We start from the raw sequence: 12539 nt of genomic DNA on the forward strand, positions 1-12539 counted from the left end.
TCTATCCTTATTCGATCAAACTTCCAATCCCTTGGTTCGTCAATATTTCAATTAAGACGGAATGAGGAACTCTCCCGTCAATGATATGGGCTCTTTTGACTCCGGAGTCAATAGCACGCAAACAACATTCTACTTTTGGTATCATGCCACCGGAGATCTGTCCAGTTTTTATATATCCTTGGATATCTGCTTTTTTGAGACCAGTGACCAGTTGCCCATCGATGAGAATTCCGGGTGTGTCCGTAAGTAAAATGAGTTTATCCGCATGAAGGGCTTCTGCAATGGCACCTGCCATTGTATCAGCGTTGATATTAAGCGTTTGGCCATCTTTTGACATAGCCACAGGAGAAATGATGGGGATAAAACCTTCACGTTGTAAGGTGAGTAAAATATTCGGGTCTACTTCTGTAATTTCACCGACTAGACCTAAGTCTACTTTTTGAACCTTACCATCTTCTCCTTCGACTTCCATAAGATATTTTTCAGCGATGGCAAGCCCACCATCCTTTCCAGATAGACCAACCGGTTTTCCACCCTTTTCTTGGATGAGAGAAACGATTTGTTTGTTCACTTTTCCAGTAAGAACCATCTCGACCACTTCCATGGTAGCTTCGTCGGTGACCCTATGACCACGGATGAATTGGGTATTGAGGTCGAGTGATTTGATGAGGGCATTGATTTCAGGACCACCGCCATGAACCACAACGGGATTGATCCCTAAATATTTAAGTAGTACAATATCTTCAGCAAAAGATGCTTTTAATTCTTCTTCCACCATGGCGGCTCCGCCATATTTAATGACAATGGTTTTGCCAGAATATTTGATCAAATAGGGAAGAGCTTCCAAGATATGATTGATTTTTTCAGAATGGTGGTTCATAAAAGTCCTCATTTATGATAATGAAATTTAAAGCCGCCGCAGTGCAAGTCACAAGTACAGCAAGAGTCTCAAATAACCTAACTAAGTGTAGGCAACTTGTAGAAGAAGCAGCCAGTGCCGGTGCCAAAGTCATTGGACTTCCCGAAAACTTTTCTTTTATGGGAACAGAATCGGAGAAAAAAAATCTCCTCGGGCAAATCGAAGAAGAAACAAATGCTTTTTTACAAGAAACTGCTAGAGATTTAGGAATTTATCTTTTGGGTGGTGGGTTCCCGACCAAAGCACCAACGGGAAAGGTTTACAATACTGCGGTCATCACAAATCCAGAAGGAGAGGAAATCTTTCGTTATCATAAAGCCCATCTCTTCAATGCTGTGGTGGGTGATGGCTTTAATTATAGTGAATCCAATTCCACGGAAAGTGGGGGAAAGGTTCCTGATGTCATCCAAACCGAATATGGAAAAGTTTCTTCGGCAATTTGTTATGACATTCGTTTCCCAGAGCTCTTTCGTTCCTTGTCAGAGAGGGGTGTCGAACTTTGTTTTTTGCCAGCGGCTTTTACCGTTCCTACAGGGGAAGCACACTGGCATGTGCTCCTTCGTGCTCGCGCAATAGAAAATTTTATGTATGTTTTGGCACCAGGACAAACCGGAACTCATGATCCACATGGGAATCGCAAAACCTTTGGGCATTCTCTGATCATTTCCCCTTGGGGAGAAATTTTAGATGAGATAAACAACGAAGAAGGGTTCGCCATTGCTGAAATCGACTTACAAAAGTTAAGCGAAATCAGGAATCAATTGCCCAGTTTAAACCATCGTTTGTTTTAGAATGGGAATCTTTGTATTCATCCTTTGATGCTTGATTGAATCGTTTCCTTTTACACCCTGTGGATCTTGAATTTTTCTAAAAAAAGGACTTCTTTGTCGAAGAAGATTTTTTCATAAGAATAAAATCTTTCATTACTTTCTCTGCGGCTTGTTTTTTCTCCATGTGTACAAAATGTCCGCATTCAGAGAATAATACTGCTTTGACATGAGGGGTAGTTCTTTCTAGTTCCATGACATGTTGCCCTGGAATGATAGGATCTTCTTCTCCACGCATGATGAGAGTGGGAACTTGGTTCCCAAAGACAAGGGGACGGATATCAGTTCTATCCAACATCTCTAGAATCATAAGGATGTATCTAGGATTTAAACATTCAAATTGAGGATTATAATCTTTTAGGAATTGTTTGATGTCGTCTCTTGCATGAAAGGCCGACGAATCATACACCCCATACGAAAATCCAATTTGTAAGGCCTTGGGAAGAGATTTCCCAATTTTAAATCCAAAGTCAAAAAAACTACCCAAGTTGGCTCGTAGTCCCACCACTCCGATTTTTAAAATCCCTGGAACAGGACCATGTACATAAGGAGCAATGGAGATCACTTGTTTGATCCTTTGTGGAAATAAAGAAGCAATCGCAAGTACAGCCATTCCACCCGTAGAGTGACCCACAAGTGTGATGTCCTTTTCACCAGCAGAGGCCCAAATCCCTTGCGCTTGTGTTTCTAAAAAGTCTTGGAGAGTGAGTCCTTTTTTTTGGTCAAAAATTTCTGCTGGATAATGACCCACTAAGTCTAGTTCGATGACGTCTCCCAACTGGCGAAAAAAAGGAATGTTTAGGCCCCAATATCCAGCCGCAGAACACCAACCACCAATGAGAACAATTGTTTCTTTTGCTTTGGGGTTCAGAGATTTGTGTTTAACGTAAGTTAATCTATGATTTTTCCAAGTATAAATTTGTCTTTCTGACATAAGATCCTCTAGTCTTCAATGATACGAGGGAAAGATCCCAAAATTCTGGTGACCACTTCATAGTTGATGGTTCCCGTCCAAGCAGCATGGTCATCTGCGGATATAATCTCATTTCCTGACTTACCTAAAATCACCACATCATCACCTAATTTTGCATCGGGGATATGAGTGATATCAAGCATTGTCATGTTCATACAAATCCTACCCAAAATTTTGGCTCGTTCTCCACGAACGAGCATATATCCATGATTGGAAAGTTTCCGATCGAGCCCTTCATAATATCCGACGGGGACAACTGCTAATTTCGTATCGTGTGTTGTTTTATAAGTAGAACCATAACCAATAAATGTACCTTGGTTTAGGTTCTGGATGTGTTGGATCTGAGTTTTCCAACTCAGGGCCGGTTTTAACATCCCTACATCTTTTTTCATCAGAGATAAAGAGAGTTTCGTTTCTAGACTTGGCCAAAGCCCGTAGAGAGAAATCCCAACTCGAACAAGATCCATCCTGGCTTCCGAAAATAACATGGCAGAGGCAGAAGAAGCACAATGGCAAATAAGATCGATAAACCCGTGTTTAGCGAATGTATCAATTACGTCTTGGAACCTTCCCAATTGTAACATAGAATAACTATGTTCGGTGAAATCTTCTGTACTGGCAAAGTGAGTGGCAATCCCGGAGAGAGGGAGTTTTTTCTCAAAAATTTCTTTGGCTAAAAGATCAGCGTCACTTGTGGGAATTCCAAGTCTAGACATCCCCGTATCCACTTTCAAATGGATTTTGGGAGTGGGGGAAAGTTTGGCGAGGATTTCCATTTCTTCAATCCGAGAAACCATCACCCAGAAGTTTTCGTCAGCGAGTGATTCCTTTCTTTCTTTTAGATCAGGAATGCTCCCCATAATGAGGATAGTGGCTTTTGGAAATACACGTCGTATGGACAATGCTTCTTCTAAAGAGTTGACCCCTAAATAGTCGGCACCGGCATCGAGGGCGATAGAGGCTGTGGCTAGGAGCCCATGTCCATAGGCATTGGATTTGATGATGGCAGTGAACTTGGTTTTAGGCCCGATGAGTTTGCGAAATAACGCTATATTATGGCTAAATGCCGACCGTGACAGGTAAATTCGTGAAGAGAGCACGGTCCCATTTTTTTTTACTTTTCTCTTCTGTCGCTTCAGATATTTCTATTTTTGAATGCTTTCAAATCACTCTGAACTTCCCTCTTTCCCTCCTTTTGAAAACTGGAAAGGTATTTCCAAGTATTTCCCCGTACAAAATGATTCCGTTTGGTTGAATTATTGTGGGACGACTCCCGTTTCGACTTACGCCACCCAGATGATGAATCTCTATTTTCAGGAATATGCAAGGTTTGGAATCTTTGCCCCGGGTTTTGCCGAGCCTGTTATCAAATCTGCCATTCGCGGGTACATTGCAGAAATTCTAAATTGTGATCCGTCCGAGATAGGGATTGTACATAACACAAGTGAGGGGATCAATCTCTATTCTCATAGCATCCAAATCCCTCAAGGGAAACGTATCCTTGTTTTGGAAAATGAATACCCAAGTAATGTCTACCCTTGGGAACATTGGAAAGAAAAAGGTGTTGGTTTAGAATTCATCGCGGTAGGAAATACTCCCGATGAATTTTTAACAGGTCTTAAAACCGAGTTAGAAAAAGGGGACGTTGCCATTTTAAGTCTATCACCTGTGCATTGGTGTACGGGAGTGGCTTTTGATATGGAGGCCGTTTCCAAACTTTGTGAAACAAATCATACAAAACTTGTAATTGATGGAAGCCAAGCAGTGGGTCATATTCCATTAGATTTTGGAAAAATCAAAGTGGCTTTTTGTGCTTTTGCCGCTTGGAAGTGGTTACTCGGTCCTCTCGGGCTTGGGGTTGTGTATTTATCCAAAGAAGAATCCAAAGGATTTAAACTTATTTTCAAAGGCCAAGCCAGTGTGGTGAATGATTCCAGTTATTTTCCTTACCGGGATGAATGGAAACCTGCTGCGGATCAATTCGAACAAAGTACGATCAACTTCAATGATTGGATTTATTTTTATGCTTCCTTAAAGATGTTGTCTACTCTTGGGTTTTCTCGAGTCAGAGAAAGAATCTATGAAGTTGCTGGGATGTTTAAGAATGCCCTTCATGACCTTGGATTTACTTTAGAGTCAGACGCTTTTCCCAATGTGAAAACCGGGATCCTTGCGATCACTGGCCATAAAGATCCCTCTAAATTCCAACCAGAACTCATCCAAAGTTTTTTGAAACAAAGGAAAATTACCACAGCGGTGCGACTGGGACGACTGCGGATGGCACCTCATATTGCCATTGAAGAGGAACATGTGGCCCGAGTGAAAGATGCCTTAAAAGAATACTTAAACCAAACTTAAGTAAATCTTGAGTTTAAGAAAATATGATCACGAAAATTTTGAAACTGATTGTTACTGGTTTCCCTGTTGTACTACTCATCACCTCAGGGGTTGGTTTTTTATTCCCCGAAAAAATCATTTGGTTTCGAGGGCCTTGGATCACTTATAGCCTAGGTACCATTATGCTTGGGATGGGACTGACACTCGAAGCAGAAGATTTCATTCGTATCCTAAAACAACCAAAACCCATTCTCATTGGGACAGTATTACAATATACGATTATGCCTATGCTTGGGTATTCTCTTGGATATTTATTCCAACTCCCAGAAGCTTTTGCCGTGGGTCTTATTCTTGTTTCTTGTTGTCCTGGGGGAACAGCATCGAATGTAATAACTTTTTTATCCAAAGCAGATGTTCCTTTGAGTGTTACCTTGACTTCAGTCTCTACCATCCTTGGGATTATCATGACACCTTTTCTTGTGGCGGTTCTGATTGGAAGTCGTTTGGAGATCGACCGTTTAGGTCTTGTGATCACTACCTTTCAAGTGATTTTAGTTCCTGTTGGACTAGGATTATTTTTAAAATCGATTTTTCCTAAACTCACAAAAGACACACAAGATTTTTTTCCCGTACTTTCTGTACTCCTCATTGCGATGATTGTGGCTTCCATCATTGCGAGTGGAAAGGATACCATTTTACAATCGGACTTTCGTATCTTCTTTGCTGTGATCCTCTTGCATTTGGGTGGGTTTGGCCTTGGTGGGATTTTTAGCCTATATCTTACAAAAAATGTAAAAACCGCCAAAACCATTTCGATTGAGGTCGGCATGCAGAATTCAGGGCTCGGGGCAGTGCTCGCAAGGACTCATTTTTTGGATCCAAACACAGCGATTCCTAGTGCTTTATCGAGTCTGACCCACTCGCTTCTTGGAAGCTTGTTTGCGAGCTATTTCAGGAGGGAACCGAAAAAACCCGCTATTGTCGATTGACTATATACGGGGTCGGTACGTCATGGCATAAATTATGAGAGAAATCATAAAACTAACCTGTGTCCCATGTGCGATACCTGGGCGGTCAAATTACTTCCAGACTAAAAACAAGAAGACAAAGTCGGAAAAACTTGTGACTAAAAAATATTGCAAATTTTGCAAATCTCATACTGATCACAAGGAATCCAAAGTCTAAGGATTAAGATGCCGAAACCAGCTGCAAAATCTTCATCAGCAGAGAAGGGAGTGGACAAAAAGTTCATCGAAGAGGTGCGTGAGCTCCTCCAAGAGAAAAAAGAGTCACTTCTCATCAAACTCAACCAGTGGGAAGACACCAGTTCTCCTTCTGGCTTGAAAGAGATGGGTGATATTGCAGATATCGCATCCGAACTCAATTCAGAGGCCTTAACTTCTGTTTTGACTGAAAATGAAATTGAAACTCTACGTGAGATTGAACTCGCATTAGAGAAAATCGAAAACGGAACCTATGGGATCTGTGAAGGAACTAAGAAAAAAATTCCTATCGCAAGACTCAAGGCCATTCCGTGGACGAGATTTACTGTAGAATTTGCAGAGCAAATGGCGAAGAGCCGGAATCGTGCGGGCGGATACCGTATGGATTCTCTTTCTGCTTATCCTACTACTGGAATGGACGTGGATTCTCTCGATTAAGAGAAAATCCCTCAGCCTTTTTTCTACCTGAAAGAACCCGAATTCTCCCGATCCCTTTAAATTTACAATTGATTCGCTAAGCCAGACTCTAAACTCTCTTTCTATCGTGAGTTTTCTAGGCCGCCTTCGTTCTTTACCTATTTTTGATCTCCTTTTCTTTTATCTCTGCACTTTCTCTGTTTGGACCCTCCACAGGTATGTGGAACCGGTTCCCAGTTCTCATTTCTATCCTTCTTTTTTCTTACAATTTGCCTTTGGTTTTGTTCCACAATTCTACCAGAGAAAATGGGGAAGGATCTTTACAGCAGTGGGAGTTTTCACCTTCTTACGTTTGCCATATCTATCGGGGTTACCGATGGTGGGATCTTACCAACTCGTAGGCCTTTTTCTAGGTTCCATTCTCGGAATTTGGATGAGAGAATTCATTCTTGTCCTTCTTGGAAGAAACGAAACGGCTTTACCGAAACAATCAGAACAAATTCTAACGGATTGGATGATTCGCAATCCCACTGGGAAATCCAATTTACCGATTTGGTATTCTACTTATTTTGGGTTTGTTTTTTTTCTCTTCCTTCTGACAGTGCTTTGTCTTTTCCAATACCAAGGTCTTGGTTTGGTATCGGGACTGGGAATCCAAGAGTATTTGTATTTCCCGTCTCTGTCTTCGAGAGAGGCGATGGGACTATCTTCTAAGATTCTAGTTCCTATTTCTTTAGCGGTTTTGTATTTATTCTCGGAAGAAAGGTCCATGCCTACACCATCTAAGGATAGTTTGTCGGAGCAACTTCGTTTCGGAATCTTTTTAGGTCTTGGGATCAATTTACTCGTAATGAGCATCCAATCGATTGTGAGTTTGGAATTTTTTTCCGAAGGGACATTGGAAAGTGTGAAGGCCGGTCGTAGTACAGGACTTCTCCAAGACTCAGGATCTGCTTCTTGGATCATCCCCGTTCTTTCCCTTATGTGGATCTCTAAACTCATTCATAACTGGCGTAAATCCAAAGAGAGATTTAGTTTGGTATTAGCTATATTATCTTTTCTTTTCGTGACTTGGGTGGGACTCAAACAAGGAAAAGCTTTTTGGGTGGTTTGGTCTATAACAAATGCTATTGGAATCATTCATCTAACTACTGATTTGTGGATTGTCTCCATCACAAAGAGAAGGATTCTTAGAGTTGTTTTGTATTTACTCATCCCGATCCTAGGTTTTTTTACTTTGTATGGGCTTAGTTTTTTGCAAAAGGATTGGGATCTAGTAACCCTTGCTAAGAGAACAATGGATGCTTTTCCCGTTTGGAGAAAGGATCCATACTTGGCCTTGGAACGAATGGACCATACTCGGGCAGAACTTCTGACTATCTGTATGGAAGGAATTAAAAATAACCTTTGGCTTGGGAATGGAATTGGATCTTTCCCACTGGCTCTCCTTGATCCTTTCCGCGTAGGAACCAAAACTTCAATTGGTATGATCGATTTTCCACCTAACTTTTATTTGTGGATTGTACATGATTTGGGGATTTTGGGTTTGGTTATTTTTTCCTTTTATATTGGACTATTTTTATGGGAAAGGGGACTCGGGAAACAGGCACTTCTTCTTGTTTTACCATTATTCTTTGGAGTTCAAATCCAAAATTCAGATGGAGCCTTTCTCTGTTTTTATCTCGTTTTACTAGGAGAAAAAGGGACAGGGTTTTCTGCTTCTTTTGATAAACTCAGAAAGACAGTTTGGTTTTCTCCTTTGATTCTCATTTTATCTTTAGGCCTTCCTTTAAATTATGCCTTATTTTATTCACAGAGGTATTGGGATTTAGGAATTGGATCTGAATTTCGAAAAACCCAATTAAAAGAATACCAAACGGCAGCCACTCTCCCTCCAAGATCACCTAACTATGAATATGAATTTCATGGAAAAGTTTGGGAATGGAAACTTTCTGAATTCGGCGTGGCTAGGTCAGGGAGAATCTTTTTGGAAACTACAGACAGAAGTCCTGTTGTTGAAATTTTATTTTTAAATTCTGATAGAAAAATCATTCATCAAGAGTTGTTCTCAGAGACAAAACAAGGATACTCTTGGTCAGGGGAATGTCCTAAGGGTGCTTCTTTGATTCGTTTGAAGTCGAGGTATCGATTAGAATTCCGATTGCCCCGAGCGCAGTTTGACGGGAACAATCGTATTCAATTTTAAACTTAAACCAATCTTCGGATATATAAATCCTTGGTGATTTTGGCGACCGTTTTCCCATCTTCACCAACAACTTCGGTTTCGTAAGTTCGAATGGTTTTTTTCTCTTTTTTTAAGAATTCTTTTATGTCTTCGAATTCACTGTTGGGAATATGAAAGGTTGCTGTCACAGTACCTTCTCCCGGTTTCACAAAATCAATTTTTGCTCCCTTGTCCCATACCATATAATCTTTTCCTAAATTCTTCATGAGTAAAAACATAAAGAATGGATCACACATGGAGTAGAGGGAACCACCGAAATGGGTTCCCACATAATTTGTGTTTGATAGAATGAGTGGCATAGAAACTACCATTGTGTTTTGATCTACAAGATTGGGTTGTATATTAGCACCTTCGTAAGGTTTAAACATTCGAAATGCCTGTTCAAATCCATAAGTCTGTTCTAAAAAATGCCATAAAGGGTTTACTTTGTATTCCAAAAGAATTTCTCTTTGTCTCATAAGTCCAGATTGGAAATCATAGAATGATTGGTCTACTGTTTCTTGGGATCCTTTTGATAAAACGAATCTCTTTGGCTTTTTGCGATTTAAGAACTAAATAACTCTCTGATCCTCAAATGATCCGGTTTCCCATTAGGTAATCTAGGAATGGGTTTGTTGGTTAGAATTTGTTTTGGGACATGGCTTTCTGGCATTTCTCTTAGAAGTCGGCTTTCGATCTCTTTTGGACTTAAATTTGTAGAACTTAACATTCCCATTGTATCACCAAAGTTATCTGAAATCGGAACACAAACAAATTCGCCTGGTAAAGACAAACCGAGAATTTCTGACTCGACTCGGTCTAAAGAAACTCGTTTCCCTTTATGTTTGATGATTCGGTCCTTTCTTCCTAATAAATACCACCCCCGTTCGGACCAGTTTCCTATATCATTTGTCGCATAGTATTCGTTTTGTGGTAACTCCTGCAAAATCCAACCTTCCTCTTCCAAAAGAAACGATTTTGGGGATAAAAATGGACTTTTCATCTGGAGTTCTGTTTCTTCCGTTCCTTCGATAGCAATAAATTTGAGTTCTAGATCTGGTAGGATTTGGAACCGGTTTTGTCTGAGAGCATCTCTGTACCCAATGGCCCCCGTCTCTGTAGAACCATAAATTTCCAATACAGAAATTCCTCCTCTGTCCCGAAAGGTTCTGGCTAAAGGAACAGGGAATTTCATTCCTGAAACCACTGCATTTTGGGGAAGAGGGTTCCCACTCTCAAAAGCTTTTTGTAATTGGGGAGCGGATGTAATCCATAGATTGGCTTTGTCTTTAGGAATATTTTGTTTTGTCGGGATTTTAAGCCGCTTGGGGATCAAATACCCCCATAGAAGTCCATAGAGGTGGCAGAGAGGCACAGAAACAAACATTCCTTCCGTCTTGGCAATTGTATAAAGGGATTGGACGTTTTCATCTGCTGTCCAAAAAGAAATTTCCGCTTCGATCTCTCTCCATTCTTTCCATACCATTTTTGGAAGTCCTGTAGAGCCTGAAGTCACCAAACAAAAAGATTTTTTGGAATCTAAGACAGGAAGAGGAAACTTGCGGAGATGATTTTCTAAGACCGTTCCTTTCCACAATGGATCAACGAGGATAGGTTGGTCTTTTTCTAAATCTAATTCAAAGTTTCCAGAAAGAAAATATTCGAGGTCAGCAAAACGTAGAATAGAGGTCATTAAACAAAAAATCCTCCCCCCAGGGTTTGGAGGAAGGATTTCTTTTTAAGGTAGGTCTTTTAGTTTTAAGCGGCTTGTTGTTTTCCCAATCGTTTTTTCATTAGGAACCCAAGAGCAGCTCCTATCACGATGAGACTTGCTGATACTTCCAATGCATTTTTCTGAACTGCTTTGATGAGGTAGGCGGAAAAACCATTGTCAACATAAAAGTCACTGACTCGAACTACGTAGGATGGACGGTTTGGTGCAGGGATTTGATCTACATTGAGATACCAATCTTTATGAGCCACTCCGTTGGAGTTCATCCAAGAATTGAAGAAGATGTAACCAGAAGTAGACGGTTTACGAATGTCAGCACCTTCTGTTGGGTGGTTGAAGATTCCAGGAACAATGATGGCCCAAGGAAATCCATTTTTATCAATAAAGGAATCTTTTCCTTTGCTATCAGTGAAAAAACCAGGACGGTAAATTTGTCTAAACACACCATCTGTCTTTTGGTTGAAAGCAAGGAAGTAATTCAAATGCCCACCGACTAGGTTCTTTGTTGCATTCAAATCTACTGGTTCTTCAAAGGTAATGGTTACGTTCGCTGTGACCCCACGAACAAAGTTATTGATAGTAAATGTTGTTCCTGCTGCAGGAGCATTTTTACTTCCAAATAATGTTTTGTCTGAACTAGGAAGAAGAAGGATACCACGTTTGAGTTGTGCTGGAGTTAGGGTTCCACCAGTACAGTCTCCTGTCGCATTGGCAGTGTATTTTGGTGCAGAAGCGCAACCACTCCATGGTTTTCCACTTCCATCAACATAACTCACTTGCACTTTTGCGTTAGTGGAAACATTCAAAGAAAGTCTAAGTTCGTGATTGTATCCTGCACCTTTTGCTACGTGGGTGTATGTTCCCCGGATCACCTTTACTTTGTTTACTGGTGTTTTATCCATCTCTGTAGTAAATATGGTAGAGTGGTCGTTTAAGTCAGCGTCTCCTGCAGAAGGATACATATCTTCGAAGGCAATTGTGTATCTACCAGAACGTGCTGTGGTTGCAAGACTTGGATCTTCAGGGAATTCATCATAAATATTTGCGATTCCATCACAATCAGTATCAACTGCCTGCACACAACCATTGACTGGTTGGAAGTTGGTTGTATCAACATTGATAACAGGAGCTACCACCACAGTTCCAGAAGAGGAACCTGAACCACCATTGGCTGGTTGTTGTACGGGAGCTGTTCCTGTAAGTTCTACTACTTCACCAGTAGTTGGATTCACACCGATCACACTGATCTCTACAGTAGTTACTGTAGGAGGAACGCTAATAGGAATGGTCACAGATCCATTAGAATCAGTTGTTCCTACTCCCACCACATTGGGTTGCCCTGTCGTTGTAGTTTCAGTCACAGTAACAGGAGCATTTGCCACTGGGCCTGATTCATTTCCAACAGTAACGGTTACGGGAACCGTGATATTTGTTTCAAAGTTAAAATTACCACCATTGGTTTGGTCTACTACTACAGTTGTAGTTTCATTATTTACGGTAGTGGGTGCTGGAGTGGGAGTTGTTACCACAGGAGCAGGGGTTGGTGTGGTGACTACCGGCTCTGGGTTTGTTGGTTCCGAAGGAGTCGTAGGTGCAGGTGATGCAACCTCAGGAGCTGGAGTGGGAGTTGTTGTCGTTTGTTCTCCTCCATTTGTGGAACCATCTGTTGGTGTGGTTTCAGAAGGAGCAGTGATTTGACCTGGGTCTGTAGTTTCTAAGCCAACTACAGTGAATGTACCATTTCCAGTATTTGCTGCTTCTGCCTGCGTCGCAGTTGACCCATCCCCCAATCCTAAAAAGGGAAGAAGTAATAATCCCTTCTTTTTATTGGAACAATCCAATAAGAGAAGAGGAATTGTTATAAGAACTAACCATCGTTTCATGTCG

The 12539-nt window shown here is 41.0% G+C and carries 12 protein-coding genes; 6 read left to right on the plus strand and 6 right to left on the minus strand.

The genetic code is table 11. The annotated features are described in order from the left end of the window. Positions 1 to 7 precede the first annotated feature (7 nt). Positions 8 to 880, minus strand: a complete 873-nt coding sequence (gene argB / locus CH361_RS16750; RefSeq protein ID WP_100791964.1) for an acetylglutamate kinase — start codon at positions 878 to 880, stop codon at positions 8 to 10. 20 nt (positions 881 to 900) lie between these two features. Between argB and CH361_RS16755 the strand changes: the two genes are divergently transcribed. Continuing rightward, positions 901 to 1710 carry a carbon-nitrogen hydrolase family protein gene (locus CH361_RS16755; RefSeq protein ID WP_100791965.1) on the plus strand — a complete coding sequence of 270 codons (810 nt, stop codon included), beginning with the start codon at positions 901 to 903 and terminating at the stop codon, positions 1708 to 1710. Positions 1711 to 1786: 76 nt separating this feature from the next. Here the strand turns inward: CH361_RS16755 and CH361_RS16760 are convergent, their stop codons facing one another. Then, positions 1787 to 2680, minus strand: coding sequence for an alpha/beta fold hydrolase (locus CH361_RS16760; RefSeq protein ID WP_100791966.1), 894 nt, complete (start codon positions 2678 to 2680; stop codon positions 1787 to 1789). A gap of 8 nt (positions 2681 to 2688) precedes the next feature. Next, positions 2689 to 3819 carry an alanine racemase gene (gene alr, locus CH361_RS16765; RefSeq protein ID WP_100791967.1) on the minus strand — a complete coding sequence of 377 codons (1131 nt, stop codon included), beginning with the start codon at positions 3817 to 3819 and terminating at the stop codon, positions 2689 to 2691. Positions 3820 to 3874: 55 nt separating this feature from the next. Between alr and CH361_RS16770 the strand changes: the two genes are divergently transcribed. The 5 genes from CH361_RS16770 (at position 3875) to CH361_RS16790 (ending at position 8902) form a co-directional block, all read left to right on the plus strand. Further along, positions 3875 to 5077 carry an aminotransferase class V-fold PLP-dependent enzyme gene (locus CH361_RS16770; RefSeq protein ID WP_100791968.1) on the plus strand — a complete coding sequence of 401 codons (1203 nt, stop codon included), beginning with the start codon at positions 3875 to 3877 and terminating at the stop codon, positions 5075 to 5077. A 23-nt stretch (positions 5078 to 5100) separates the two neighbouring features. Beyond that, entirely contained in the window at positions 5101 to 6045 is a 945-nt protein-coding gene (locus CH361_RS16775) for a bile acid:sodium symporter family protein (RefSeq protein ID WP_100791969.1), read from the plus strand. Positions 6046 to 6079: 34 nt separating this feature from the next. Next, positions 6080 to 6241, plus strand: a complete 162-nt coding sequence (gene rpmG / locus CH361_RS16780; protein ID WP_081431684.1) for a 50S ribosomal protein L33 — start codon at positions 6080 to 6082, stop codon at positions 6239 to 6241. Positions 6242 to 6249: 8 nt separating this feature from the next. Further along, positions 6250 to 6717 carry a TraR/DksA family transcriptional regulator gene (locus CH361_RS16785; protein WP_100791970.1) on the plus strand — a complete coding sequence of 156 codons (468 nt, stop codon included), beginning with the start codon at positions 6250 to 6252 and terminating at the stop codon, positions 6715 to 6717. Positions 6718 to 6823: 106 nt separating this feature from the next. Further along, positions 6824 to 8902, plus strand: coding sequence for a hypothetical protein (locus tag CH361_RS16790; RefSeq protein WP_244279936.1), 2079 nt, complete (start codon positions 6824 to 6826; stop codon positions 8900 to 8902). A 2-nt stretch (positions 8903 to 8904) separates the two neighbouring features. Here the strand turns inward: CH361_RS16790 and CH361_RS16795 are convergent, their stop codons facing one another. From CH361_RS16795 to CH361_RS16805, 3 genes are all read right to left on the minus strand, one after another. Next, positions 8905 to 9399 (minus strand): YiiD C-terminal domain-containing protein, encoded by a 495-nt coding sequence (locus tag CH361_RS16795; protein ID WP_100791971.1) that lies wholly within the window; start codon positions 9397 to 9399, stop codon positions 8905 to 8907. 86 nt (positions 9400 to 9485) lie between these two features. Next, positions 9486 to 10613, minus strand: coding sequence for an AMP-binding protein (locus CH361_RS16800; protein ID WP_100791972.1), 1128 nt, complete (start codon positions 10611 to 10613; stop codon positions 9486 to 9488). Positions 10614 to 10678: 65 nt separating this feature from the next. Then, positions 10679 to 12535, minus strand: a complete 1857-nt coding sequence (locus tag CH361_RS16805; RefSeq protein WP_100791973.1) for an LruC domain-containing protein — start codon at positions 12533 to 12535, stop codon at positions 10679 to 10681. Between the last annotated feature and the right edge of the window lie 4 nt (positions 12536 to 12539).

Source organism: Leptospira brenneri (assembly GCF_002812125.1).
In the GTDB taxonomy this organism is placed as follows: domain Bacteria; phylum Spirochaetota; class Leptospiria; order Leptospirales; family Leptospiraceae; genus Leptospira_A; species Leptospira_A brenneri.

Excerpts from the sequence above, each read along its gene's own strand:
- CH361_RS16805 (WP_100791973.1), bottom strand. The coding sequence starts at position 12,535 with ATGAAACGATGGTTAGTTCTTATAACAATTCCTCTTCTCTTATTGGAT.
- CH361_RS16770 (WP_100791968.1), top strand. The coding sequence starts at position 3,875 with ATGCTTTCAAATCACTCTGAACTTCCCTCTTTCCCTCCTTTTGAAAAC.
- CH361_RS16785 (WP_100791970.1), top strand. The coding sequence starts at position 6,250 with ATGCCGAAACCAGCTGCAAAATCTTCATCAGCAGAGAAGGGAGTGGAC.
- argB (WP_100791964.1), bottom strand. The coding sequence starts at position 880 with ATGAACCACCATTCTGAAAAAATCAATCATATCTTGGAAGCTCTTCCC.
- CH361_RS16800 (WP_100791972.1), bottom strand. The coding sequence starts at position 10,613 with ATGACCTCTATTCTACGTTTTGCTGACCTCGAATATTTTCTTTCTGGA.
- CH361_RS16760 (WP_100791966.1), bottom strand. The coding sequence starts at position 2,680 with ATGTCAGAAAGACAAATTTATACTTGGAAAAATCATAGATTAACTTAC.
- rpmG (WP_081431684.1), top strand. The coding sequence starts at position 6,080 with ATGAGAGAAATCATAAAACTAACCTGTGTCCCATGTGCGATACCTGGG.
- CH361_RS16755 (WP_100791965.1), top strand. The coding sequence starts at position 901 with ATGAAATTTAAAGCCGCCGCAGTGCAAGTCACAAGTACAGCAAGAGTC.
- CH361_RS16775 (WP_100791969.1), top strand. The coding sequence starts at position 5,101 with ATGATCACGAAAATTTTGAAACTGATTGTTACTGGTTTCCCTGTTGTA.
- CH361_RS16795 (WP_100791971.1), bottom strand. The coding sequence starts at position 9,399 with ATGAGACAAAGAGAAATTCTTTTGGAATACAAAGTAAACCCTTTATGG.